Source organism: Rhodanobacter sp. IGA1.0 (assembly GCF_040208325.1).
Lineage (GTDB): Bacteria > Pseudomonadota > Gammaproteobacteria > Xanthomonadales > Rhodanobacteraceae > Rhodanobacter > Rhodanobacter spathiphylli.
The window spans coordinates 3758952-3781892 of record NZ_CP157948.1; the positions used below are offsets into that span (position 1 = coordinate 3758952).

Consider the following 22941-nt stretch of genomic DNA (forward strand, 5'->3'; position numbering starts at 1 on the left):
AAACAACATGCGCGATCTCTTCAGGGCCGAACTGCTGCGCTTCCGCAGCTGGACCATCGCCGGCGCGGTGCTGCATCTGCTGGTGCTGGGTTTCCTGACCCGCGTGGTCGACCTGGCGCAGCAGCCGCTGCTGGTCTACCGCGTGTTCGGCGGCGTCTATGCGCTGGCCGGGCTGTTGCTGGGGCTGTTCCAGATGGGCAGCTACCGGCGCCCCAACACCTGGCTGAACCTGTTGCACCGGCCGTTGCCGAACTGGCGCATCGCCGCGGCGCTGCTGGGTGCGGGCGTCGTGTTGCTGGCGCTGGCCGCGGCCCTGCCGATCCTGCTGATCGTCGCCTACCAGCACGGCATGACCGCGCGCGTGGTCGATCTGCGCCACTGGCTGTTCCCGCTGGCCGCGCTGCTGATCGCCACCTGCGGCTACCTGGCCGGCGCGTACTGCATGCTCGGCGGCCGTCGTCACTCGACTTGCGCGCTGGTGTTCCTGGTGTTGCTGGCGGTAAGCCAGGCCATCGGTCCACGGGTGCTGATCGTGCAGGCGCTGGCCCTGCTGTGGCTGGCGGCGATGGTGCTGGTCGCGTTCAAGCCCGACCTCAGCGCGCCGCCGCGTTCGCTCGCCGCCACCGTGATCACCGCCTTGCCATTGCAGATGGGTGTCTATCTGCTGGCCTTGTTGCTGGGCTTCGGCATGGAGATGCTGTGGATCATGCAGGGCACGCATCCGAACAACATGAGCGTGCCGCCGCCCGGTGGCCACAACGAAACCGAGCGGATGACGGCGCAGCAGCGCATGCTGGCTGGCCTGGCCGTCAGCCGCGCCCCGCAGGCGCCGCTGTGGCGCGAGCAGGTGGCGCTGTCCGAGGTGCAGCCGATCGGCTCGCAGCTGGCAGCGACGCCGGTGCGCAACGAGCTCACCCACGCCGCGGCGGCGCAGATGGAATTCGATGACGACGAGCTGCGCGTGCGCTGGGTGTTCAGCCACGATCGCATGCGCTTCGAAGGCTATCGCCTCACCGACGGTCGGCGTTTCGGCGAGCTTGGCGTGGGCACCGACGATGCCGCGTTCCCGGCACCGGCGCAGGCGGCCGGCAGCCTGCCGGCGCTACCCAGGGGCGATGGCGCCCTGATCGCCGGCAACACGCTTTATCACTACGTCAGCGCCAGCCATCAGGCATTGCCGCGCATCCGCCTGCCCGCCAGTGAAATCCTGGCCGGGGTGACGCCGGTGGGCGAAAGCCTGGTGGTATTGAGCGATCGCGCGCTGTATTTCTTCGACGGCCGCGACGCGGCCGCCGGCGACGCCTTGCTGAGCCCGCGCCAGCGGCTGCCGATTCCCGGCCGCAGCGGCGACCTGCGCGACATCGATCTGATCGAGCTGGTGGACGGCTACCTGGTGTCGTTCTCCTTCACCACCTACGCGCACGAACTCACCGGCGTGGCGCCGTACCAGAGCGTGCTGTGGCTGGACGACTCCGGCCACGTCACCGAGGTCGCCCATCGCGCGATCGGCTACGACTACCCCGCGCTGTACCGCTACAAGGCATGGTGGCCATCGCCGGCACTGTACGCGCTGCGCGTGGCGGCGCTGGAGCTGTTCGCGGTGGTCGACCCGCTGGACGTCACCGCGCCACCGCCGATTCCCCGCCGCGTCCAGCTGTTCGCCGGCGCCCTGATGCTGCTGTCGCTGCTGGCGGCGATCTGGCTGTGCCGTCGACGCGCCCTGTCCACCCCGGCGCGGCTGGCCTGGCTGCTGGCTTGCGCCGTGGTCGGACTGCCGGCGCTGGCCAGTCTGTGGCTGCTGTATCCGGCCGGCGAATACGCGACGTCCCGACGCAGGCTGCGGCCCGCCACCGCCTGACCACGCGCGGCGCAGGCCGCCTCGCCCCTTGATGATGCGGCCCGTCGGCATGACGGGCCTACAGCCGGAGACATCCATGTCCACGTTCCCGAAGTGGTGGGCGGTGCCGTGCGCCCTCGTGTTGGCGCTGGCGAGCGGAGCGCTACGTGCCGATGACGCGGCAGACGCTGCCGCCCTGCATCGCGCGGTCGCCATCGAGCAGGCGCGCCCGCCGGCGCCGCGCTTCCCGCGCAGCGCCTTCCTGGTCGACCGGATGATCGACAGCGTGAGCCTGTCGCCCGACGGGCGATCCGTCGCCTGGCTGCGCGTGCAGGGCAACCAGCGCAGCGTGTGGTTGCAGTCGACCGCGGGGGGCACCGCGCGGCAGCTGCTGTCACGCACCGAGGCGCGCCAGCTTTACTGGTCGCGTGACAGCCGGTGGCTGCTGCTGGAATCGCCGCGCCAGCTGTTTGCGCTGGCGGCAGTCGGCCAGGGCGGCTCCGGCATCGTCACCGCGCTGGGTGGCGGCGAACGGCGCGAGCTGCGTGCCGTCGATCCGCTGCGCGACGCCGCAGTCGTCATCAGCGAGCAGGTGCCCGCCGCGTCGCCGGCATCGGCCAGGGCGTGGCGCCTGTTGCGCGTGGACATCCACGGCAAGCGCAGCCTGCTGCACGAGGACGCCGATGAGCTGGCCGGCTTCGCGTTCGATCCGCGGGGTCGGCTGGCCTTCCTGGAACGGGTCGAGCACGAGGACCTGGTGATCCATCGCGTCGACGCGAACGGCAGTCTGCACGAGGTGCTGCGCTGCCAGCGGTTGCAACGCTGCAACCTGTTGCCGGTGACCGCACCGGACGGCGAGCTGCTGTTGCGCACGGATCACGGCGGCAACCTGCTCGACCTGGCGCGGCTGGATGCGCTAGGCACGCTGCACACGCTGCTCACCGATCCGGCGGGCGAAGCGGACCTCGATGCGCTGCTGCTCGATCCCGTCGACGGCCAGCCGCTGATCGCCAGCTGGCGCAGCAGCACGTCGGCGCAGCGGGGGCTGGATACCCAGACGCAGCAGGCGGTCGAAGCGATCGCCCGCCACTTCCCGCAGCGCGATCTGGACATCCAGGTCGGTCGCGGCGCGCAGGCCGCCTGGCTGGTCGGCGAGCGCGGGCCTACGTTGCAGGCCGGGCGCTGGCATCTCTACGAGCCGTCATCGGGTCGGTTCACGCCGTTTCTCGACGACGCGCTGGTGCAGCAGCGCAGCGGCAAGCCGCTGCAACCGCTGCCCGGGGCGGCGCTGGCGCGCAAGATTCCGCTCAGCTGGACGGCTTCCGACGGCATGCGCCTGCACGGCTTCCTGCTGCTGCCGCCGGGTGCCGACCCGGCCACGTTGCCGCTGGTGGTGACGCCGCATGGCGGTCCGTGGAATCACGACCGTCCGGATTACGGCAGCTTCGGACAGTTCCTGGTCAATCGCGGCTACGCGGTGTTCCAGCCGCAGTTCCGCGGCTCCACCGGCTACGGCCGCGACTACGTGTTCGCCGCGCGGGGCGACTTCGGCGACGGCCGGGTGCAGCAGGACATCGTGGAAGGCACGCGCCATCTGCTGGCGCAGGGCATCGGCGACGCGCAGCGGGTGGGCATCGCCGGCGCTTCGTTCGGCGGCTATTCGACCCTGCTCGGGGTGACCTTCCAGCCGGCGCTGTTCAAGGTGGGCGTGGCGATCGTGCCACCGGCGGATTTCGGCTGGGACCTGCGCTGGGTGTCGCGCAGCAATGAAGCGCTGAACCTTTCCCGCTACATCCCGTTCGAAGCCTGGCTGCGCACGCTGTCGCTGGATCTGGGCGACCCGCTCACGATGGCACGGCTGCATGCGCAGTCGCCGCTGGCCAACGCGGCACGGATGCGGCGTCCGCTGCTGTTGATCGCCGGCGGCGAGGATCACCGGGTGGCGATCCGCGGCGTGCTCGCGTACGCCGCGCAACTGAAGCTGCTGGAGCGGGACGTCAGCCTGCTGGTGGATGACGAGGCTGGCCACACCAACGAGAACCCGCTGGCCAAGGAGGCGATGTTCTACCTCACCGAACGACTGTTGCACCGTCACCTGGGCGGCGTCGCAGCCGCGCCGCCGGACGCGGCGATGCGCGAGTACCTGAAGAAAAATTTGCGACTCAGTGGAAAGGATCTGCGCGGTGAGTGAATCGCGCCGACGGCCCGGTGCTTCCCTGCACGGAAGCCACGCAGGGCGGACACTGTCCGCCGGTTCTGCTTTTGTTGCGGCTCGGCGGAAAGAGGCGGGCAATGCCCGCCTCTTTCGACAGAAGCGCGCTTCGCCCAGGCAACGCTGGACGCGTGGACCCTCACCCCAACCCCTCTCCCGCAAGGGGACTTCCTGCGGTCGCCGGGGGAGAGGGAGCAACGCGCAAGAAGCGCGTTATCTGATTAAAAGCGGCCGGCGCGGAAGTCGGCGATCGCTTCGTGGATCTGCTCGGGCGTGTTCATCACGAACGGCCCGTAGCGCGCCACGCTCTCCTTGAGCGGCCTGCCGGCGACCACCAGCAGGCGTGAGGGCTGGTCACCGCCGGCCAGCTGCAGTCGTTCGCCTTCGGACAGCACGCCCAGTTCGCTGCGCCGCAGTGATTCGCCGCCGACCAGGGCTGATTCGCCCTCGAACACGTAGGCGAAGCCGTGATGGCCGGCGGGCAGATCCAGCGTGAACTGCGCGCCGGGCTGCAGGCTGATGTCCAGGTACACCGGCGCGGTGACGATGCCTTCGACCGGTCCGCTGGCACCGGCCAGTTCACCGGCGATCACCTTCACCTCGACGCCGGCTGCCGGATGCACCACGGGAATCCGTTCCGGGCCGATGTCCTGATAGCGCGGTGCGGTCATCTTGTCCTTCGCCGGCAGGTTCACCCACAGCTGGAAGCCCCACATCAGGCCGTCTTCCTGCTGCGGCATTTCCGAATGCAGGATGCCGCGGCCGGCGGTCATCCACTGCACGCTGCCCGGGGTGAGGTCGCCCCGGTTGCCGTGGTTGTCGCCGTGCTGCATGTGGCCGGCCAGCATGTAGGTGACGGTCTCGAAGCCGCGATGCGGATGCTCGGGAAAGCCCGCGATGTAGTCGCCGGCCTGGTCGGAACGGAACTCGTCCAGCAGCAGGAACGGATCGAGCATGTCCAGCCCGGGCTGGCCGATCACGCGCTTCAGCTTCACGCCGGCGCCGTCGGAGGTGTCCATGCCGCGGATGCGGCGGGTGATGTGGCGATCGCTCATGGCTTGCTCCGGTGGAGGGAAGGACTGGCCGCCAAGATGGCCCCGTTCGAGCGTCTGTCCAAGCGCCGGCGCGGGAACGGATCGTTCCGGCAGGGGCAACGCCGGGGTCAGTCGAGCCAGCGGAATGCCCGGGCCAGCTCGGCCGGCGCGTCGTCCGGATAACAGCGACCGTGGGCGAGAATCACCCGCTGCGGCTGCCACGCCAGCATGCGCGCCAGGCAAGTGCGCGCCTCGTCCTTGCGCCCGACGTAGGTCAGGCGCAGGTCCAGCGGCGCCTTGCCGTCGGGATCGATCACGCCGCCCAGTCGCGCCATCCAGCGCATCGCTGGCGGGAGTTTTTCTGCTTCGAAGTTCTCGATCAGGTCGGCCAGGATCAGGGTTGCGCTGGCGCGATGCAGGAAGACGATTTCCTGCATCACCCGGCTGCCGCGAAAACGCAGCTGGTCAATCGTGGCGGCCCAGGCCGGAGGCGGCGCATCGTCGAGATCCGCGTCGAACGCGACCTCGATGTGCTGGCTGGCGGCGCGTTCGCGCACGCCCGGCGAGGCCCACGCCGTCGCCTGCGGATAGCGCCGTTTCCAGGCCGCGATGTGCGCGTAGTGCAGCAGGTTCGGCGACACCAGGTGACGCACCGGGCCGAGTGCGTCGATCGCGGCGAACAAGGCTTCGTCGGGCGCGATCGGCGAGTGGCACCACAGGCCGCCGTCGGCCAGCTGCACCAGGCTCATGCGGGTGGGAAACGGTGCCCGCAGCCCCAGTGCGGCCATGTGCACCAGCGGGCCGTCGACGATCCAGAGGCCGCTGGCGACCGGCTTCAGCGTGTTGAGCGGGTGGTACAAACCGACTTCGGACACGGCGACTCCGGGATGAACGGAAACGCGCCTGCAGCCAGGCAAAACCCTGTTCAGTGCACCCAGTGGCCGCTGCGCTGGCGCGGCGGGGTGGCCTCTTCCTGCTTGCCGGGACGTTGCTGCAACACCATCGTCTCCACTTCGGCTTCAGTGGCGGGTTTGGCCTGCCAGTACTGGTTGACCGCACCAAGCACGGTGGGCACCTGGGCCAGGCATTCGTCGTACTCTTCTTCGCTGAGTTTCTCGAATTCGGTGTCGGCACTGAGGATGCCCTCGTCGACGGCCAGAGCCATCACCGGACCCAGCAGTTCCATCAGTTGCGGGTCTTCGGCCAGGCGGTTTTCCCACAGCGCCGCGCGCAAGTCGATGCCGCGGCTGAAGCCCTCGCACCAGCCCGCGGCCGACAGCATCGGGCCGCCTTCCATCTCCACTTCGCCCAGGATCGGCTCATAGGCGTCGACATCGAGCTCGGCGCTGATCGAATCGTTGAGCTTGGCCAGCAAGGCCAGCACGCGATTGCCTTCGTCCTCGTCGGTGAACGGCTCGTGCAGCACTTCATGCAGCCATTCGTCGGGCAGCACCAGCAGCGGGCCCACCGCCAGAGCGCTGAGCAGGCCGTGGACGCCGTCGAGCAGCAGGTCGCCTTCGCTGGTATGCGCGCGCAGGTAGCGATCCAGTTCTTCCAGTTCGCTGTCGTCCAGCGAGCTGGGCCATTCGGCTTTCGTCATGTCGTTCATATATCCAGTTCCAGCGTCACCGGCGTGTGATCGGAAGGGCGTTCCCAGCGTCGCGGTTCGCGGTCGATCGCTGCCGCCGTGGCAGCGGATTTCAACGCCTCGCCGATCAGGATCAGATCGATGCGCAGGCCCATGTTGCGGCGGAATGCCGCCTGCCGATAGTCCCACCAGCTGAAGTGCCCGGCGTCGGGCTGGAACAGGCGGAAACTGTCGTGCAGGCCGAGGTCGGTGATGGCCTTGAGCGCGGCGCGTTCCGGCGGCGAGCAGAGGATGTCCTCGCCCCAGGCCGCCGGATCATAGACGTCGCGGTCGTCCGGGCAGATGTTGAAATCGCCCAGCACCACCAGGTTCGGGTGACGCTCGTGCTCGCGCGCCAGGAACTCGCGCACTTTCGCCATCCAGTCCAGCTTGTAGGCATATTTTTCGTCGCCGACCGCCTTGCCGTTGACCACGTACAGGTCGACCACCCGCAGACCGCCGACAGTCGCCGCCAGGATGCGGCGCTGCGGATCATCGAGGCCGGGGATGTCGGTGATGATGTCGGCCGGCTCCTCGCGGGCCAGGATCGCCACCCCGTTGTAGGTCTTCTGGCCGGAATACACCGCCCGGTAGCCGGCGGCAGCCAGCTCGTCGACCGGGAACTTCGCGTCTTCCAGCTTGGTTTCCTGCAGCGCCACCACGTCCGGCTGCGCGTCAGCCAGCCACTGGGTCAGGTGCGGCAGGCGCACTTTCAGCGAATTGACGTTCCATGAGGCGACTTTCATCGGGTCATTGTACGGGGAAGCGCCGGAACGAGGCAGCGCAGGCGGGCCGTGGCGACGCGACTTTCGGGGGCAAGGCGGCGGTTTCGATGAACGGAAACGCGGGTTCGGGGACGTTTGCCTGAAAAACCCAGCAAACCGCCGAAATACGGTGTATGCTGGTCGAGCAAGAGTACCGCGTAAAGGCGACCGCTTGCTTCTATTGCGGTTCGGCGCACGCCGCCAAGGGCCGCAAATCATCCATGCTTCAAAGGTAATGTTACATGTCGGATCGTCAGAGCGGTACAGTCAAGTGGTTCAACGACGCCAAGGGTTTTGGCTTCATCACCCCGGAAAGCGGTGACGACCTGTTCGTGCATTTCCGCGCGATCCAGGGCACGGGCTTCAAGTCCCTGCAGGAAGGCCAGCGCGTCACGTTCGTCGTCACCAAGGGCCAGAAAGGCCTGCAGGCTGAGGAAGTCCAGGTTGCCTGATTCCCCCGGGAATTGAGCGGTCTTGAAGAAACCCGCTTCGGCGGGTTTTTTCTTGCCCGGCGTCTGGACTTTCCCGGACAACGCCGCGGCGATGGCCGCGGCGTTGCGTCGGTCAGAGCAGCCCGTGGCTGCGCAGCAGCGCCTCGGGTTCCGGCTTGCGGCCACGGAAGGCGATGAAGCTTTCCAGTGCCGGCCGGCTGGCACCCACCGACAGGAACTCGGCGCGGAAGCGCTCGCCGGTGGCGCGATCGATGACGCCATGTTCCTCGAACTCGCCGAACGCATCGGCGCTGAGCAGTTCGGCCCACAGATAGCTGTAGTAACCGGCGGCGTAGCCACCGGCGAAGATGTGGCTGAAGCCGTGCGGAAAGCGCTGCCAGGCCGGCGGATGCAGCACGGCCACCTGCTTGCGAACCTGCTCCAGCACCGCCAGCGTGCGTGCGCCTTGTGTCGGCTCGTACTCCAGGTGCAGCAGGAAATCGAACAGGGCGAATTCCAGCTGGCGCACCAGGAACAGTCCCGCATGGAAGTGGCGCGCGGCCAGCATGCGCTCGAACAACGCATCCGGCAGGCGTTCGCCGGTCTCGTAATGCCGCGCGAACAGGTCCAGCGCCTCGCGGTTCCAGCCGAAGTTTTCCATGAACTGGCTGGGCAGCTCCACCGCGTCCCATTCGACGCCATCGATGCCGCCGATCGAGGGCAGCGCGATCCCGGTCAGCAGGTGGTGCAGGCCGTGGCCGAATTCGTGGAACAGGGTCAGCACGTCGTCATGAGTGAGCAGGGCCGGCTTGCCCTCGGTCGGCGGCGCGAAATTGCAGGTGAGGAAGGCCACCGGCAGCTGCTTCCGGTCGCCGTCGTCGAAACGGGCGCGGCACACATCCATCCACGCGCCGCCGCGCTTGCCATTGCGCGCGTACAGGTCGACATAGGCGCCGGCGAACACCTGGCCATCGGCATCACGCACGTCGTAATAGCGCACGTCCGGATGCCATACGTCGACGCCATCGCGCACGGCGAGGGTGATGCCGTAAAGCTTTTCGGTGAGGCCGAACAGTCCATCGATCACGGCCGGCAAGGGGAAGTACGGCTTCAGCTGCTCCTCGTCCAGCGCGTACTCGCGCTGGCGGAGCTTCTCCGACGCATGGCCGACGTCCCACGGTTCGAGGTTGTCGAGCTGCAATTCCTCGCGGGCAAAGGCGCGCAGGGCGGCCAGTTCCTGTTGCGCCACCGGCTTGGCGCGGGCGGCCAGGTCGTGCAGGAATTCCAGCACCTCGGTCGGCGAGCCGGCCATCTTGGTCGCCAGCGACTCCTCGGCGGCGTTGGCGAAGCCCAGCAGCCCGGCCGCCTCGTGGCGCAGCGCCATGATCTGCTCGATGCGTGCGCTGTTGTCGAACTTGCCCGCGTTCGGGCCCTGGTCCGAAGCGCGCGTCTGGTACGCCCAGTAGACCCGTTCGCGCAGGCCGCGGTTGTCGGCGTAGGTCAGCACCGCCTGCACGCTGGGCTGCTTCAGGGTGACCAGGTAGCCATCCAGCTGCTGGTCTTCGGCGTACTGGCGCAGCACCGCGCGACCGGAATCGGGGATGCCGGCGAGATCGCGCTCGTCGGTGACGTGTTCGTGCCACGCCTCGCTGGCATCGAGCACGGCGTTGGAAAATTCGGTCGAAAGCCTGCTGAGCTCGACGCCGATCTCGCGGAAGCGCGAGCGTGCCGGCTCTTCGAGCGCCACGCCGGACAGGCGGAAATCCCGCAAGGCGTGCTCGACCAGCGCACGCTCCGGCCGTGGCAGCGACGGAAAGTCCGCCGCATCGGCCAGCGCCTGCACCGCGGCGTACAGCTCGCGGTTCTGGCCCAGTTCGATCGCGTGGTCGGTGAGCTTCTCCTCGGCCGGCGCGTAGACCTCGCGCAGCGCCTCGCTGTCGGCGACGGAATGCAGATGTGACACCGGCGCCCATGCGCGCGCCAGCCGCTGCTCCAGCCGCTCCTGGGTCAGCATCACGGTGGCGAAGTCGCGCGGCGAGGCGGGCGCCAGCAAGGCATCGATACCGGCGCGATAGTCGGCCAGGATGGACTCGACGGCCGGCAGCACGTGTCCGGGGCGGATCTGCGAGAACGCCGGCAGCGTATCGTCAGCCAGCAGGGGGTTGTCGTGACTCATGAACGCTCCTTTGCGATGCGCCAGCGTGGCAACCGGACGGGGCGAAATCAAGCGCGGCGACGTGACGACGCGGCCCCGCCGCTAGAATGCCCGGATGAACTCCTTGCGCAGCTTCCAGGGCGTCACGCCCACCCTCGGTCAACGCGTCTACGTCGATCCGGCCGCCAGCGTGATCGGTGACGTGGTGCTCGGCGACGATGTCTCGATCTGGCCCGGCACGGTGCTGCGCGGCGACGTCCACCACATCCGCGTCGGCGCAAGGACCAGCATCCAGGACGGCAGCGTGGTGCACGTGGCCCACGCCGGTCCGTACGGTCCGGGCTTTCCCTGCCTGATCGGCGAGGGCGTCACCATCGGCCACGCCGCCGTGGTGCATGCCTGCACCATTGGCGACTACTGCATGATCGGCATGCATGCCACCGTGATGGACGGCGCGATCGTCCACAAATACGGCTTCGTCGGCGCCGGCAGCCTGGTGGCGCCGGGCAAGGTGATCGGCGAGCGCGAGCTGTGGCTGGGCAACCCGGCGCGGTTCGTGCGCCTGCTCAGCGACCGCCAGATCGAGCAGCTGCATTACTCGGCCGACCATTACGTGCGGCTGAAGGATCGCTACCTGGCCGGGGGCGAATGACCGCACCGCGCGCGCTGTTTCCGCGCAGCTGCAACCGGCTGCGCCGCAAGAAGGTGATCTGCCTCGACCTCACCGGCCACTGCGCGTTCATGCAGCCGGAGCCGGGCGTCCTGCTGTTGCGAAGGGCGGAACCGTCGCTGCGTTGACGGCCATGCCGGCTCAGCTTCCCGCAGCCCTTGCCTGGCGGATGCGCTCCGCCTCCGCCTCGTGCTGCTTCGTCATGAGGTTGCGCGCGGCGGAAAGCTTGCCGCCAAGCAGGGCCAGCGTGAAGTTGTCGCTGTCGAACTCGCGCAGCAGGTCGATCTCGCGCCGCGCCTCTTCGAGGTCTTTCCGGTTGATGGTGCGTTCGATCTCTTCCGAGGCGCGCACGAACGATTCGCGCAGGGCCTCGTGGGCGGTCAGGTTTGCCGGCTCCAGCTGCAGCACGCTGAGGTAGAACTCGAACGCGTTGCTGCCGGCCGGCGCTACCAGTCGACCGTCCCGCATCGCGTCGCGGGCCAGCCCGAGCAGGATGCCGGTGCCGCTCTGCGCATCGTCGGTCGATGCCTCGCTCACCCCGCCAGTCGACAACGCGGCGTCCTCGATCGCGGCATTCGCCGCCGCTTGGCCATGCCGGAAAATCCCGACAGCCGCGACCAGCACCAGCAAGGAGACGAGAGCAAGCGCGTATCGATGCGACACGGCGGAAGGGAAGCGGGACATGACACCTGCTGCACAAGCGATGGCCGCGCACTGGAGCCTCCGTCATCGACGCGCTCCCGGCGGGTGGCGGCATCTTGGCGGCGATTTGTTGCAGTCGTGTGGCGTGGCGCTCACGTCGTCGCCGTGGCCGCTTCCAGTCGCGCCAGCCACGCCAGCGCATGGGCGCGATCCGTACCGCACATCGCCGGCTCGGCGCGCAGGCTGCCGCACACCGCCGGGCGCTCGGGCCGGCCGAAGATCGCGCAGCGGTTGTCGTCGGTGAGTTGCACGCAGCGCACGCCGGCCGGCTTGCCGTTCGGCATGCCGGGAATCGGCGAGGAGATCGACGGCGCGATGCAGCAGGCGCCGCAACCGATCCGGCAAATCGCCGAACTCACGCGGCTTGCTGACGCAGGGACTGATAGACCGGTTCGGTCTCGGGGCGCCGGCCATGCCACAACTCGAACGCGTCGGCCGCGGTTTCCACCAGCATGCCGAGGCCGTCGACGGCATAGCGCGCACTCGCCGCCTTGGCCCAGGCCAGGAAGCTGCCGGCGGCGGGGCCGTAGGACAGGTCGTAGCACAGCGCACGCGCGCCGATCAGCGAAAACGGCAGTTGCAGCGCCACGCCCAGCACGCCGGCCGAGGTCGCGTTGACGATCAGGTCGTAGCTGCCGATATGGGCCAGGTCGTCCCAGTAGCGCGTGTGCGCACGCGCCGGGTCGCCGATCGCGTCGGCCAGCACATCGGCCGCTTCGGGCGAACGGTTGACGATGGTCAGCGTTTCCACGCCGGCGTCCAGCAGGTTCCACGCCACGCCATGCGCGGCGCCGCCCGCGCCCAGCAGCAGCGCGGTATGGCCGCGCAGGTCCAGGTCGTGGCGCTCGGTGATGTCGCGCACCATGCCTGCACCATCGGTGTTGTGTGCCGCCAGCTCGCCGTCAGGCAGCCGGGTCAGCACGTTCGCGCTGCCGGCGCGGGTGGCGGCCGCGCTGCGCTGGTCGGCCAGCGCGAAGGCGGCGGCCTTGTGCGGCAGGGTGACGTTGGCGCCGCGACCGCCGCTGGCAAAGAACCGCCGCACGGCCTCGGCGAAATCGGCCGGGGCCGCGTCGACCGCGCGGTATTCCAGTTCGATGCCGAACTGTTGCGCGAACGCCTGGTGGATGCGCGGTGACAGCGAATGGCTGATCGGATGGCCGAATACGGCGAACTGGGCGATGGGCATGCGATTCCCCGCAGGATGTCTGGCCACTATTCTACAAGCCGGATTTTTGGGGAAGCGAAGTCGCAGGTGATGAGATGGCGGTCCGGCAACTTGCGGACAACCTGTCCGAGGAGAGCTCCCATGCGCATGCCCGTCCTGCCCTCGCCGCGCCACCTGCGCCTGCTCGGCGCCGCCGTGCTCTGGTTGCTGGGCGGAACCCTGTTGCTTCTGAGCATGCTGGTGCCAGCTCATACGGAGCTGCTCGGCTGGACGCCGGCGTTCTGGCTGTGCGGCGCGCCAATGATCGTGGTGCTGGTGCTGGAGCCGACGCTGCCGCGGCAGGTGCTGGCGTTGTGCCGACCGCAGCGACGCGCGATCCGCCGCGCCATGTGACCCCGGCGGATTGTCCGGCCGGTTCCTTGCAGGGCAGCCGGCGAGTCGATATCTGCCTACGACTTTTCAGTATTCCCGCAGCAGCTCCAGCGCCACCCTCGACGTTGGCGTTCAACGTCGCAGGACGGCCCGACGTGGCCGGTATCCGGCACCGGCTCGGCGCCCGGGTGCAATGATCCAGGGCCGGATCAGTTGCTGTCGGGAGCGCCGGCGTCACGCCTGATTCTTCCGGCCTGGAAGCAGCCGCTGACCAGGAAGGCCGTGCGCACGACGCCGCTTTACAACATTCGCGCAGGCGTGGGTTATCTGCTGCTCAAACTCGCAGGGTTCGAGGTGAAGGACGTGCTCGACAAGGACAACACGATCCACCAGCTGACCGTGAAGGCTGGCGACAGCTTCGACAAGCTGGCGCATGCGCACGGAAGCACGGTTGCGGTCATGCAGGCATGGAACCCCGGGGTGCGTGGGCTGCACCCAGGCCAGGTTCTGAAATATCAAAAGGCCCCGCCAGACGGTCGCGGGATGGCGGGCTGCCACCACGGCAAACGTCGCCATGTATGACGACGCGGCCTGCGCGAAAAAGCTGGATTTCGCCCTGTCGGTCATCCAGCAGGGCAACGTGCCGCCATGCCGGCCGTGATCCGACGCAGGATGGCCGTGCTGGCGGGCCTGATCCTGCTGGTCGGTTGCGCCAACGCGGGCGATGCCATGCTGACTGGCCAGTTCGAGGGAAGCGGCCGGCAATGTCGGGGCGTCCTGTTGGTGCAGGCCAGGATCATCGCGTGGCACACCCCGTTTGCGAGCTGTGCAAGAACAGCCTACGAAGTGCTCGACCAGCCCGCCGTTGGCGGCGCGACGCGCAGGGTCTTCCTGTTGAAGCCGGGTTCCGCCTGCGCCTTCGCGGTGATTTCGCTGGAGCGGGATGCCGAACATCCGGAATACTGGAATGCCACGGGCTACCGTTCGCGCCAGGATTACGACGACGGCAGCGACGACACGCTGCGTTGCAATCTCACCAGGAAGGAAATCGCGTCAGCGTCGCCCCGCTGACGAAGGGCGTCTGCCTGAACCCGCCCGTTGCGCACGGGACATCGCGGGAACCGTCGAGGCGCCATCGGCCCCGACCCGCCCTCTGCACGAGACGATCGTCCTGCGCTCAGCGCCTGTGAAGAAAGCCACTTCCTGTGGTTTCCTTCTATCGCGAGTCCGGTACACGCCCGGACTCGCTCACATGAAACAGTCACTTGCATGACTGCTTCATGCTCGGTCATCCATGGCCGACCTGAGAGGTTGAAAACTCACAACCTCTCAGCGCGCGCTGCCGCCCTGGCGCTTGCGCTCCATCCGGCGCAGGAACTCCTGCATGATGCGCGAGTACAACTCGTCGCCGAGATGGGCGTCCTCGACGCCGGCATCGATCGACGGATTGTCGTTGACCTCGATCACCACAGGCTTGCTGCCGACCTGCTTCAGGTCGACGCCGTAGAGGCCATCGCCGATCGGCTGGGTCGCCTTCAGCGCCAGCTTGACCACCTCGGCCGGCGCGTCCTTCACCGCAATCGTCTCGAAGCCGCCGGACTTCGCGGTGCCCTTGGCGCCGTGGTTGTAGATCTGCCAGTGGCCGCGCGACATGTAGTACTTGCAGGCGTACAGCGGCTCGCGGTTGAGCACGCCGATGCGCCAGTCGAATTCGGTGTAGACGTATTCCTGCGCCAGCAGCAGCGCGCTGTGCTGGAACAGGCCGCTGGCCGCGGCGGCCAGCGCCGCCTCGTCCTCGACCTTGACCACGCCCCGCGAGAACGAACCGTCCGGGATCTTCAGCACCAGCGGGAAGCCCAGCTTGGCGACGACTTCCTTCATGCCCTTGCTGTCGTCGCGGTAGAGAATTTCCGTACGAGGGACAGCGAGCTTGCGCGAGACCATCAGGTCGTTGAGGTAGATCTTGTTGGTACAGCGCAGGATCGAGCTGGGGTCGTCGATCACCACCATGCCTTCCTTCTCCGCGCGATGGGCGAAGCGGTAGGTGTGGTTGTCCGAGGCGGTGGTCTCGCGGATGAACAGACCGTCATATTCGGCCAGCCGCTGGTAGTCGTTCTTGCCGATCGGGTCGACCTCGATGCCGAGTTCCTTGCCCGCGTCGATGAAGGCCTTCAACGCCTTCTTGTTCGACGGCGGCATCTTTTCCTTCGGATCGACCAGCATCGCGAGGTCGTAGCGGAACTGCCGGCGCGCACGCGGCTTGCGCCACAACTTGCGCGAGAAGCGATCGAGCTCCTCGGCGAAGGCGTCTTCCTGGGCGTCGTCCAGCGTGTGCAGGCCGACCGGCTTGATCGAGCTGACCTGCCACACGCGGTCGCGCTCGAACTCGATGCGCAGCAACGGGCAGGGGAACATTTCGAACACCTGCCGGGCCAGGTCCTGCAGCGCCGGGTAGGCGGTCTCGCCGAAGTAGACCAGGATGCCGAAATCGGTGGTGTCGCGCCCGCCGGCAGGCAGGAAGTGGGTGAGCTTCTGGTTTAGGTCGTCGATGTCCAGGCCGTACAGCGAGCGCCGGCGCAGGTCGTTCACCGTGCGCACCGACGGCATCACCTTGTGCCCGCGCGCCTCGGCCAGCAGCGACACGTAGTAGCCGGTGCCCAGATATTTGTAACTGCGGCACAGGTTGATCACGTGGGTGCGCTCGTCGTCGCCGCCGACCGGCTTGCGCAGGTAGTCCATCGCGCTCATGACATCGACGGACGGATAGTACGAGCCCCAGTCGGAGGCTTTTTCGACAACGATGACCAGACGGGTCATGACACCACTCAGGCGATGCGGCGACGGCGGACAGGCCTGCGTGGGCAGGGCGGTACGTGCAAGTCGCGCAGTTTGGCACAGCAACCACGCTGCACAAGGGCAGGCGCTGAAGCGTGACTAAACGGCACGAAGGCACTGCGATGCGCACCTTCCGGCCCGCCGGCTGCTAGAGTCCGCGCGTGCCGACTCAAACGCCCCTAGCCTCACCCGACTCCGCGCGCCGCGTCGTGGCGGAATCCGCCGATGTGCCGCCCGTTCCCGCCGGCGCGCGCGTGCGCCGAGCTGCCTCGTCCGACCTGGACGAGCTGGTCGCCCTGGAACAGCGCAGCTTCAGCAGCGACCGACTCAGCCGCGCGCAGTATCGCCGCCACCTGGACAGCGATACCGCGATGATCCTGGTCGCCACCGGCCACCCTCGGCCGTTGCTGGGCAGCGCCGTGCTGTTTTTCCGCAAGCGCAGTGGCGTGGGTCGGCTCTATTCGCTGGCGACCCGGCCCGAGGCACGTGGCCAGGGTGTCGGTGCAGCCTTGCTCGAAGCGGTGGTGAATGCCTGTCGGCATCGCGGCTGCCGCGCGCTGCGACTGGAAGTACGCACCGACAACGCCGCTGCGATCGGCTTGTACGTGCGCGCGGGGTTCCAGCGCATCGGCCGCTACGAGCGCTACTACCAGGACGGCGCGGACGCGTGGCGTTATGAAAAGTCGCTGGACTGAGCGCCGGTCCGTTCAGCCACCCAGCGGCTGCCCGATGCGCCGCTCGGTCGCCTCGTCCGGCCGCGCCACCAGCGCGCCGGTGCGCATCAGGCTCACCGTGTAGTGGCCCTGGTCGACCAGCGGCAGGAACGCGCCACTGCCGTAGACCGTGTCCACCTCGGGCAGCCAGCGCGGATACTGCTTCTTGAGGTCGAGCAGGTCGAAGCGGCCGTTCTCGCTGAAGTCGATCACCGTGCGCGGCGCGTTCATTTCCTGCGCCGCATCGTCATAGCGGCCGGACAGGCGGTCGATCCGGTACAGCGGCGGCACACCGGCCAGCAGCGCCGGCAGTTTCCATTTCAGCACCACGGCCTCGATGCGCCACTGGTCTCCCGCCAGTTGCACCTGGCGCGTACTTCCATCCGGCCAGTTGAGGGTGACGTCCCAGCGCTGCGGCGACAGTATCCGCGCGTCGATCTCCACCACCGGCGCCTCTTCGCCCAACAGGCGGTAGCCGCGCAAGGCATAGCCGGCGCCGGCCAGCAGCAGGGTCAGGGCGAGGCAGGTCAGGCAGAGCAGCGCACGCCAGCTGGCCGCCAGTCGACGACCGCCTTGCAGGCGCTGACGCACGGCCACCAGTTGCACCAGGGTGGCCAGTGCAAGCACGGCAGCCAGCACCAGCAGCAGGGTCGTCGGCAAGCGCAGCAGGGTGGCCCAGTCCATCGTCTTAATCCTCGTCGCCGCGGCCGGCGACCTGCGTCGGCATGATAACCGGCGCCCGCTGAGCGGGGTGCCCGGCCTCGCTATACTGCGCGAATCCACAGGAAATCCCGCCATGTCCCGTACCCTTTCGCTGCTGGCCTGCTGCCTCGCCCTCGTCCTGCTTGCCGGCTGTGGCAACAAGGGCCCGCTGGTGCTGCCCAGCCATCCCGCCACCGCTTCCACCGCGACGGCGCCGGCGACGGTTGCACCGGCCAGCCAGCCACGCTGAGCGGCACGACCCGATGCAGCTGCGCTTCTCCAAGATGCACGGCATCGGCAACGACTTCGTCGTGCTGGATTGCCGGCAGCATCCTTTTCCGCTGAACCCGGAACAGATCCGTGCGCTGGGCGATCGCCATGTCGGCGTCGGTTTCGACCAGTTGCTGAGCGTCGAGCCCGCGCGCGATCCGTCCTGCGCGTTCTACTACGGCATCTGGAATGCCGATGGTTCGCCGTCGGGCCAGTGCGGCAACGGCGTGCGTTGCGTGGCGGCGTGGCTGCATCGCGCCGGCGCGCTGGCGCTGGGCGAGCAGGTGATGATCGAAAGTCCTTCGGGGCCCGTGACGGTACGCCTGCTGGACGCCCACGAGGTGACCGTGGACATGGGCGAACCCATGTTCGAACCCGCGCGCATTCCGCTGTCGGCCGAGGCGAGGGTGGATCGCTACGAGATCCTCGCGGGTGATCGAAGCGTCGAGTTCGGCGCCGTCTCGATGGGCAATCCCCACGCGGTGGTGAGCGTGGCCGATCTGGCCGACCCGGCGCTGGAGCAGCTCGGTCCGCTGCTGACCAGCCATCCGCGGTTTGCCGAAGGCGCCAACGCCGGCTTCGTCCTGCAGCTGGACCGCACGCAGTTGCGTCTGCGCGTGCACGAACGCGGCGCCGGCTGGACGCGCGCCTGCGGCACCGGCGCCTGTGCCGCGATGGCGGTGCTGCACCAGCGCGGCGAGGTGGGCGACTCGGTGAGCGTCGAACTGCCCGGCGGCAAGTTGCGGATCGATTGGGCCGGCCCCGGCCATCCGCTGTGGATGACCGGTCCGGCCGCCTTCGTGTTCGAGGGCGAATGGCCGGTTCCCGCGGTCGACGGCGACCGGGGCGGTTGAAGCGCGCCCCGGTCCATCGCACACTCGCGCCAGGCGGCACGCATCCTGCGCGTGCCCCGGAACGGTTCGAGGAACTCCGCGCATGACCGCAACCCTGCTCGACGATGCCACCCAGGCCCGGGTGGTCGCCGCTTACCTGAAGCGCCATCCGGAGTTTCTCAGCGAGTATCCCGAGCTGGCGGCCAAGCTGACCATGCCGCGCCCCGAGGGCGCGGTGGCCTCGCTGGCGGTCTATCAGCTGCAGAGCCTGCGCGACAAGAACGCGGAACTGGAACGCCAGCTGGCCGAGCTGGTCGCCATCGCCGCCGAGAACGAAAAGCTGATGGAGCGTGTCCATGCGCTGACCGTGGCCCTGCTGCGGGCGAACACCATGGAGGTCACCGTGCGCACGGTCATCGCCAGGCTGTCCGCGGATTTCCACACCGAGCAGGTACGCCTGCTGCTGTTCGGCGACGAGCCGCAGCTGCCGCGCACCGACTGGATGCAGCAGATTCCCGAAGGCGCCAGCGCACTGCCGGAATTCAGCGAGTTCCTGCACAAGAACGAACCCGTGTCCGGACGGCTGGCGAGCGAAAAACTCGTGCGCCTGTTCGGCGTCGATGCCCCGCAGATCCATTCGGTGGCGATGATGCGGCTCGGCGACTGCGGCATCCTGGCCATCGGCAGCGCCGACCCGGACCGCTTCCAGCCGGGCATGGGCACGCTGTTCCTGAAGATGATCTCGGCCACCATCACCGCGGCGCTGGCGCGCTCACGGGACATCTCCTGAGCCGGCGATGACGCCCGAACAACAGGTCGAACGCTGGCTCGGCCGCCTCGCCGAAGAACGCCACGCGTCGCCGCACACGATCGCCGGCTACCGGCGCGACCTGGCCAAGCTGCTGCGCTTCATGCAAGAGCAACGGATGGCGTCGTTCGATGCGCTGGACGCGAACCGGATGCGCACCTTCATCGCCGGCGAGCATCGCGACGGGCTGGCACCGAAGAGCCTGCAACGCCTGCTGTCGTCCTGCCGCAGCCTGTTTCGCCAGCTCACCCGCGAAGGCCAGCTGGCGAACGATCCGCTGCTCGGCGTGCGCGGCCCCAAGGTGCGCCGCAAGCTGCCCCAGGTGCTCGACGTCGACGAGGCCACCGCCCTGGTCGAAACCGACAGCGGCGGCCAGCTCGCCGTGCGCGACCGCGCGATGCTGGAACTGTTCTATTCCAGCGGCCTGCGCCTGTCCGAACTGGTCGGCCTGCGCTGGCTCGACCTCAACCTCGACGATGGCGAGGTGCGCGTGCTGGGCAAGGGCGGCAAGACCCGCATCGTGCCGGTCGGCCGTCACGCCGTGGCGGCGCTGCGCGCGCTCGGTGCGGAGCAGGGCATGCCGGCCGACGGCCCGGTGTTCCGCGGCCGCGGCGGCGCGCCGATCAACCCCCGCACGATCCAGCTGCGCATGAACAAGCTGGCGCTGCAGCAAGGCATCCCGAAACACATCCATCCGCACCTGCTGCGTCACACCTTCGCCAGCCACATGCTGGAATCCTCCGGCGACCTGCGCGCCGTGCAGGAACTGCTCGGCCACGCCGACATCGCCACCACCCAGATCTACACCCATCTGGATTTCCAGCATCTGGCCAGGGTCTACGACGCCGCGCATCCGCGAGCCAAACGCAAACCGTAAGCTGTGCTCCCTCCCCTGCATGCAGGGGAGGGGTGCTTTTGATCTGAAAGTCAAAAGCCACCCCCTCACCTGAAGGACTCCCTCCGGTCGCCAACCTCCCCCTGCTGTGCAGGGGGAGGAGCTTGACCACCGACATTGAAGCATCCCGGCCATGGCCCCATCTCATCCGCTCAGACATCCTCTTGCGGAGCACCCATGGAATCGTTTCACGCCACCACCATCGTCTGCGTGCGCCGCGACGGCCGCGTCGTGATCGGCAGCGATGGCCAGGTCACCCTTGGCAACACGGTGATGAAGGGCAACGCGCGCAAGGTGCGCCGGCTCGGCAAAGCCGGCGAGGTGGTGGCCGGTTTCGCCGGCGCGACGGCCGATGCGTTCACCCTGTTCGAGCTGTTCGAACAGAAACTGGAAAAGCACAACAACAACCTCACCCGCGCCGCGGTGGAGATGGCCAAGGAATGGCGCACCGACCGCCGCTTCGGCAAGCTCGAGGCGATGCTCGCGGTGGCCGACAGGGAAACCTCGCTGCTGATCTCCGGCAACGGCGACGTGGTCGAACCCGAACACGGCCTGATCGCGATCGGCTCGGGTGGCCCATTCGCCCAGTCCGCGGCGATGGCCCTGCTGGAAAACACCGAACTGGATGCCCGCACCATCGTCGAGAAGGCGCTGAAGATCGCCGGCGACATCTGCATCTATACCAACCACAACGTCAGTATCGAAGAGCTTTGAGGCGGGAACGGGGAACAGGGAACGAGGAACGGCAAACCGCCGACCGCTGTCCCCTGTTCCCCGTTCCCTGTTCCCCGTTCCTTTGAGTAAAGCCCATGTCCGAACTCACTCCCCGCGAAATCGTCAATGAACTCGACCGCTACATCATTGGCCAGCATGACGCCAAGCGCGCCGTGGCGGTGGCGCTGCGCAGCCGCTGGCGGCGCATGCAGTTGCCGGCCGAGATGCGCAACGAGATCACCCCCAAGAACATCCTGATGATCGGCCCCACCGGCGTGGGCAAGACCGAGATCGCGCGACGCCTGGCCACGCTGGCCAACGCTCCGTTTGTGAAAGTGGAGGCAACCAAGTTCACCGAAGTGGGTTACGTGGGCAAGGATGTCGAGTCGATCATCCGTGACCTGGCCGACGGCGCCTACAAGCTGACCCGCGAGCAGGCGGTCAAGCGCGTGCGCTCGCAAGCCGAAGACCGCGCCGAGGATCGCATCCTCGACGCGTTGCTGCCGCGCCGGCAGTCCCAGCCGAGCGACTGGAGCCACGACGCCACGCCCGAGCCCGCCATCGAAAGCGACACCCGCCAGAAGCTGCGCAAGCAGTTGCGCGAAGGCACGCTGGACGAGCGCGAAATCGAGCTGGATTTCGCCATGAACGTGGGCGTGGAAATCATGTCGCCGCCGGGCATGGAGGAGATGGGCGCGCAGCTGCGCCAGATGTTCCAGAACATCGGCGGCGCCAAGACGCAGAGCCGCAAGCTGGCGATCAAGCTGGCCCGGCCGCTGCTGATCGACGAGGAAGCCGGCAAGCTGCTCAACGACGAGGAGATCCGCGCCCAGGCGATGGAAAACGCCGAGCAGAACGGCATCGTCTTCATCGACGAGATCGACAAGGTGGCGCAGCGCAGCGACCACGGCCACGCCGGGGTCAGCCGCGAGGGCGTGCAGCGCGACCTGCTGCCGCTGGTGGAAGGCTCCACCGTGTCGACCAAGTACGGCCCGATCAAGACCGACCACATGCTGTTCATCGCCTCCGGCGCGTTCTCGCTGGCCAAGCCGTCCGACCTGATCCCCGAGTTGCAGGGCCGGTTGCCGATCCGGGTCGAGCTGTCCGCGCTTTCCGTGGACGACTTCAAGCGCATCCTGCGCGAACCGCACAACGCGCTGACCAAGCAGTACGTGGCCCTGCTGGGCACCGAGGGGGTGGGCATCGAGTTCTCCGATGCCGGCATCGACCGGCTGGCCGAGGTGGCCTTCCAGGTGAACGAGCGCACCGAGAACATCGGTGCGCGCCGGCTGCACACCGTGATGGAACGCCTGCTGGAGAAGATTTCCTTCGAGGCAGCGGACAAATCCGGCGAAAAGTACCTGATTGACGCCGAACATGTAGACAAAAACCTCGGCAGCCTGGTCCAGGACGAAGACCTCAGCCGCTACATCCTCTAGCTTTTGGGGTACTAACAAGCCGCTCAGGCGGCTCTGCTAAAATGGACGCCGTGAATAACGTTATCGAATTGAAAGGCACCGGCCAGCGCGCCCTGTTGCGCGAGGCGCAGCAGAACCAGACCCTGATCCGGTTGTGGCGCGAAGGGCTGGAGCACGGCAGCTTCTGCGGTTACGTGGGTGGCGTCGGGCGCGAGTTCTTCCTGCTGTGGGTGGTCGGCGACGGCATCACCTACGACGGCATGTACGTGATGCGCCACCGCGACATCTCCGAACTGGAGGCGCCGGACAAGCACCACGTGTTCTTCGCCAAGGCACTGGCCCTGAAACACATCCAGCCGCGCCCGCCGCGCGGCTTCCCGCTGGACAACATCCGCGAAGTGATCCAGGCCGCCGGCGCCCAGGCACCGGTGATCGGCGTGCATGTCGACAGCGAGGATGAATCCGAAGTCTGCTACATCGGCCGCCTGGTCGACGTCGAGGAAGACGGCTTCAACATGCAGGAACTGAGCCCCGACGCGGAGTGGATGCGCGAGCCCTCGTTCTTCAGCTGGGACGAAGTCTCCACCGTCAGCATCGAGGACGCCTATGCGCAATCCCTGCTGGCCGTGGCCGGCCCCGCCCCCGACCTGCTGCCCGGCGGCGACACCGGCATCGGTCGCGTCCCGTCCCCCTGAGCCTTGAGCTCCCTCCCCTGCAACGCAGGGGAGGACTGGGGAGGGGTCGCTCTTCGCCCCCGCCCAAGCCCGCCTCCACCGCCCGCAGC

The 22941-nt window shown here is 67.9% G+C and carries 26 protein-coding genes; 16 read left to right on the forward strand and 10 right to left on the reverse strand.

Annotation, left to right across the window (positions count from 1 at the left end):
* Positions 1-7: 7 nt before the first annotated feature.
* Both ABNK63_RS16820 and ABNK63_RS16825 read left to right on the forward strand, forming a co-directional pair.
* A complete protein-coding gene (locus ABNK63_RS16820; protein WP_350016283.1) occupies positions 8-1858 on the forward strand; it encodes a hypothetical protein in 1851 nt (616 codons plus the stop codon).
* A gap of 76 nt (positions 1859-1934) precedes the next feature.
* Entirely contained in the window at positions 1935-4028 is a 2094-nt protein-coding gene (locus ABNK63_RS16825; RefSeq protein ID WP_350016284.1) for a prolyl oligopeptidase family serine peptidase, read from the forward strand.
* Between the two features lie 242 nt (positions 4029-4270).
* Here ABNK63_RS16825 and ABNK63_RS16830 read toward each other — a convergent pair whose 3' ends face one another.
* From ABNK63_RS16830 to xth, 4 genes are all read right to left on the reverse strand, one after another.
* Positions 4271-5104 carry a pirin family protein gene (locus ABNK63_RS16830; RefSeq protein WP_007809896.1) on the reverse strand — a complete coding sequence of 278 codons (834 nt, stop codon included), beginning with the start codon at positions 5102-5104 and terminating at the stop codon, positions 4271-4273.
* A gap of 107 nt (positions 5105-5211) precedes the next feature.
* Positions 5212-5958 carry a DUF4336 domain-containing protein gene (locus tag ABNK63_RS16835; RefSeq protein ID WP_350016285.1) on the reverse strand — a complete coding sequence of 249 codons (747 nt, stop codon included), beginning with the start codon at positions 5956-5958 and terminating at the stop codon, positions 5212-5214.
* Positions 5959-6008: 50 nt separating this feature from the next.
* The gene (locus tag ABNK63_RS16840) at positions 6009-6683 is read right to left on the reverse strand and encodes a YecA family protein (protein ID WP_083846014.1); all 675 of its coding nucleotides are present in this window, start codon (positions 6681-6683) and stop codon (positions 6009-6011) included.
* A 5-nt stretch (positions 6684-6688) separates the two neighbouring features.
* Positions 6689-7456 (reverse strand): exodeoxyribonuclease III, encoded by a 768-nt coding sequence (gene xth / locus ABNK63_RS16845; protein ID WP_350016286.1) that lies wholly within the window; start codon positions 7454-7456, stop codon positions 6689-6691.
* A gap of 260 nt (positions 7457-7716) precedes the next feature.
* Between xth and ABNK63_RS16850 the strand changes: the two genes are divergently transcribed.
* Positions 7717-7926, forward strand: a complete 210-nt coding sequence (locus ABNK63_RS16850; protein ID WP_007809889.1) for a cold-shock protein — start codon at positions 7717-7719, stop codon at positions 7924-7926.
* Between the two features lie 112 nt (positions 7927-8038).
* Here the strand turns inward: ABNK63_RS16850 and ABNK63_RS16855 are convergent, their stop codons facing one another.
* On the reverse strand, positions 8039-10081 hold the full coding sequence (locus tag ABNK63_RS16855; RefSeq protein ID WP_350016287.1) for a M3 family metallopeptidase: 2043 nt from the start codon (positions 10079-10081) through the stop codon (positions 8039-8041).
* A gap of 94 nt (positions 10082-10175) precedes the next feature.
* Here ABNK63_RS16855 and ABNK63_RS16860 point away from each other — a divergent pair, with 94 nt between their 5' ends.
* Positions 10176-10712: a gamma carbonic anhydrase family protein gene (locus ABNK63_RS16860; RefSeq protein WP_350016288.1), complete on the forward strand. Its 537-nt coding sequence runs from the start codon at positions 10176-10178 to the stop codon at positions 10710-10712.
* Positions 10709-10858, forward strand: coding sequence for a hypothetical protein (locus ABNK63_RS16865; RefSeq protein ID WP_350016289.1), 150 nt, complete (start codon positions 10709-10711; stop codon positions 10856-10858). Before ABNK63_RS16860 ends, ABNK63_RS16865 begins: the two co-directional genes overlap by 4 nt.
* Before the next feature lie 13 nt (positions 10859-10871).
* On the opposite strand, the gene ABNK63_RS16870 is transcribed toward ABNK63_RS16865, so the two are convergent.
* From ABNK63_RS16870 to aroE, 3 genes are all read right to left on the reverse strand, one after another.
* Positions 10872-11414 (reverse strand): energy transducer TonB, encoded by a 543-nt coding sequence (locus tag ABNK63_RS16870; protein ID WP_350016290.1) that lies wholly within the window; start codon positions 11412-11414, stop codon positions 10872-10874.
* 110 nt (positions 11415-11524) lie between these two features.
* Positions 11525-11791, reverse strand: coding sequence for a YkgJ family cysteine cluster protein (locus tag ABNK63_RS16875; RefSeq protein WP_350016291.1), 267 nt, complete (start codon positions 11789-11791; stop codon positions 11525-11527).
* Positions 11788-12618, reverse strand: coding sequence for a shikimate dehydrogenase (gene aroE, locus ABNK63_RS16880; RefSeq protein ID WP_350016292.1), 831 nt, complete (start codon positions 12616-12618; stop codon positions 11788-11790). The genes ABNK63_RS16875 and aroE overlap by 4 nt, the downstream gene beginning before the upstream one ends.
* A 120-nt stretch (positions 12619-12738) precedes the next feature.
* Between aroE and ABNK63_RS16885 the strand changes: the two genes are divergently transcribed.
* The 3 genes from ABNK63_RS16885 (at position 12739) to ABNK63_RS16895 (ending at position 14040) form a co-directional block, all read left to right on the forward strand.
* Positions 12739-12990: a hypothetical protein gene (locus ABNK63_RS16885; protein WP_007809875.1), complete on the forward strand. Its 252-nt coding sequence runs from the start codon at positions 12739-12741 to the stop codon at positions 12988-12990.
* Positions 12991-13251: 261 nt separating this feature from the next.
* Complete coding sequence (locus ABNK63_RS16890; protein ID WP_162098654.1) at positions 13252-13551, forward strand: LysM domain-containing protein; 300 nt, start codon at positions 13252-13254, stop codon at positions 13549-13551.
* A 90-nt stretch (positions 13552-13641) separates the two neighbouring features.
* Entirely contained in the window at positions 13642-14040 is a 399-nt protein-coding gene (locus ABNK63_RS16895) for a hypothetical protein (protein ID WP_350016293.1), read from the forward strand.
* Between the two features lie 258 nt (positions 14041-14298).
* Here ABNK63_RS16895 and ABNK63_RS16900 read toward each other — a convergent pair whose 3' ends face one another.
* Positions 14299-15786: a RimK family alpha-L-glutamate ligase gene (locus ABNK63_RS16900; protein ID WP_007809870.1), complete on the reverse strand. Its 1488-nt coding sequence runs from the start codon at positions 15784-15786 to the stop codon at positions 14299-14301.
* Positions 15787-16031: 245 nt separating this feature from the next.
* On the opposite strand from ABNK63_RS16900, the gene ABNK63_RS16905 reads away from it, so the two are divergent.
* Complete coding sequence (locus tag ABNK63_RS16905; protein WP_350016294.1) at positions 16032-16499, forward strand: N-acetyltransferase; 468 nt, start codon at positions 16032-16034, stop codon at positions 16497-16499.
* Positions 16500-16511: 12 nt separating this feature from the next.
* Here the strand turns inward: ABNK63_RS16905 and ABNK63_RS16910 are convergent, their stop codons facing one another.
* Entirely contained in the window at positions 16512-17201 is a 690-nt protein-coding gene (locus tag ABNK63_RS16910) for a hypothetical protein (RefSeq protein WP_007809866.1), read from the reverse strand.
* Positions 17202-17313: 112 nt separating this feature from the next.
* Here ABNK63_RS16910 and ABNK63_RS16915 point away from each other — a divergent pair, with 112 nt between their 5' ends.
* The 7 genes from ABNK63_RS16915 to ABNK63_RS16945 all read left to right on the forward strand — a co-directional run bounded on the left by ABNK63_RS16915 (position 17314) and on the right by ABNK63_RS16945 (position 22852).
* Positions 17314-17469 carry a lipoprotein gene (locus tag ABNK63_RS16915; RefSeq protein WP_157582344.1) on the forward strand — a complete coding sequence of 52 codons (156 nt, stop codon included), beginning with the start codon at positions 17314-17316 and terminating at the stop codon, positions 17467-17469.
* A 13-nt stretch (positions 17470-17482) separates the two neighbouring features.
* A complete protein-coding gene (gene dapF, locus ABNK63_RS16920; protein ID WP_007809863.1) occupies positions 17483-18343 on the forward strand; it encodes a diaminopimelate epimerase in 861 nt (286 codons plus the stop codon).
* Between the two features lie 82 nt (positions 18344-18425).
* Positions 18426-19112, forward strand: a complete 687-nt coding sequence (locus ABNK63_RS16925; RefSeq protein ID WP_007809862.1) for a DUF484 family protein — start codon at positions 18426-18428, stop codon at positions 19110-19112.
* 7 nt (positions 19113-19119) lie between these two features.
* Positions 19120-20007, forward strand: a complete 888-nt coding sequence (gene xerC / locus ABNK63_RS16930) for a tyrosine recombinase XerC (RefSeq protein ID WP_350016295.1) — start codon at positions 19120-19122, stop codon at positions 20005-20007.
* Between the two features lie 195 nt (positions 20008-20202).
* Positions 20203-20739 carry an ATP-dependent protease subunit HslV gene (gene hslV, locus ABNK63_RS16935; RefSeq protein WP_007809848.1) on the forward strand — a complete coding sequence of 179 codons (537 nt, stop codon included), beginning with the start codon at positions 20203-20205 and terminating at the stop codon, positions 20737-20739.
* A gap of 95 nt (positions 20740-20834) precedes the next feature.
* On the forward strand, positions 20835-22178 hold the full coding sequence (gene hslU, locus ABNK63_RS16940; protein ID WP_350016296.1) for an ATP-dependent protease ATPase subunit HslU: 1344 nt from the start codon (positions 20835-20837) through the stop codon (positions 22176-22178).
* Positions 22179-22219: 41 nt separating this feature from the next.
* Positions 22220-22852, forward strand: a complete 633-nt coding sequence (locus ABNK63_RS16945) for a hypothetical protein (protein WP_350016297.1) — start codon at positions 22220-22222, stop codon at positions 22850-22852.
* Positions 22853-22941 lie beyond the last annotated feature (89 nt).

Bases quoted from the DNA above. Each gene is read 5' to 3' on its own strand.
- ABNK63_RS16820 (WP_350016283.1), top strand. From the start codon at position 8: ATGCGCGATCTCTTCAGGGCCGAACTGCTGCGCTTCCGCAGCTGGACC.
- ABNK63_RS16825 (WP_350016284.1), top strand. From the start codon at position 1,935: ATGTCCACGTTCCCGAAGTGGTGGGCGGTGCCGTGCGCCCTCGTGTTG.
- ABNK63_RS16830 (WP_007809896.1), bottom strand. From the start codon at position 5,104: ATGAGCGATCGCCACATCACCCGCCGCATCCGCGGCATGGACACCTCC.
- ABNK63_RS16840 (WP_083846014.1), bottom strand. From the start codon at position 6,683: ATGACGAAAGCCGAATGGCCCAGCTCGCTGGACGACAGCGAACTGGAA.
- xth (WP_350016286.1), bottom strand. From the start codon at position 7,456: ATGAAAGTCGCCTCATGGAACGTCAATTCGCTGAAAGTGCGCCTGCCG.
- ABNK63_RS16850 (WP_007809889.1), top strand. From the start codon at position 7,717: ATGTCGGATCGTCAGAGCGGTACAGTCAAGTGGTTCAACGACGCCAAG.
- ABNK63_RS16855 (WP_350016287.1), bottom strand. From the start codon at position 10,081: ATGAGTCACGACAACCCCCTGCTGGCTGACGATACGCTGCCGGCGTTC.
- ABNK63_RS16860 (WP_350016288.1), top strand. From the start codon at position 10,176: ATGAACTCCTTGCGCAGCTTCCAGGGCGTCACGCCCACCCTCGGTCAA.
- ABNK63_RS16865 (WP_350016289.1), top strand. From the start codon at position 10,709: ATGACCGCACCGCGCGCGCTGTTTCCGCGCAGCTGCAACCGGCTGCGC.
- ABNK63_RS16870 (WP_350016290.1), bottom strand. From the start codon at position 11,414: ATGTCCCGCTTCCCTTCCGCCGTGTCGCATCGATACGCGCTTGCTCTC.
- aroE (WP_350016292.1), bottom strand. From the start codon at position 12,618: ATGCCCATCGCCCAGTTCGCCGTATTCGGCCATCCGATCAGCCATTCG.
- ABNK63_RS16885 (WP_007809875.1), top strand. From the start codon at position 12,739: ATGCGCATGCCCGTCCTGCCCTCGCCGCGCCACCTGCGCCTGCTCGGC.
- ABNK63_RS16895 (WP_350016293.1), top strand. From the start codon at position 13,642: ATGGCCGTGCTGGCGGGCCTGATCCTGCTGGTCGGTTGCGCCAACGCG.
- ABNK63_RS16900 (WP_007809870.1), bottom strand. From the start codon at position 15,786: ATGACCCGTCTGGTCATCGTTGTCGAAAAAGCCTCCGACTGGGGCTCG.
- ABNK63_RS16910 (WP_007809866.1), bottom strand. From the start codon at position 17,201: ATGGACTGGGCCACCCTGCTGCGCTTGCCGACGACCCTGCTGCTGGTG.
- ABNK63_RS16915 (WP_157582344.1), top strand. From the start codon at position 17,314: ATGTCCCGTACCCTTTCGCTGCTGGCCTGCTGCCTCGCCCTCGTCCTG.
- dapF (WP_007809863.1), top strand. From the start codon at position 17,483: ATGCAGCTGCGCTTCTCCAAGATGCACGGCATCGGCAACGACTTCGTC.
- ABNK63_RS16925 (WP_007809862.1), top strand. From the start codon at position 18,426: ATGACCGCAACCCTGCTCGACGATGCCACCCAGGCCCGGGTGGTCGCC.
- xerC (WP_350016295.1), top strand. From the start codon at position 19,120: ATGACGCCCGAACAACAGGTCGAACGCTGGCTCGGCCGCCTCGCCGAA.
- hslV (WP_007809848.1), top strand. From the start codon at position 20,203: ATGGAATCGTTTCACGCCACCACCATCGTCTGCGTGCGCCGCGACGGC.
- hslU (WP_350016296.1), top strand. From the start codon at position 20,835: ATGTCCGAACTCACTCCCCGCGAAATCGTCAATGAACTCGACCGCTAC.
- ABNK63_RS16945 (WP_350016297.1), top strand. From the start codon at position 22,220: ATGGACGCCGTGAATAACGTTATCGAATTGAAAGGCACCGGCCAGCGC.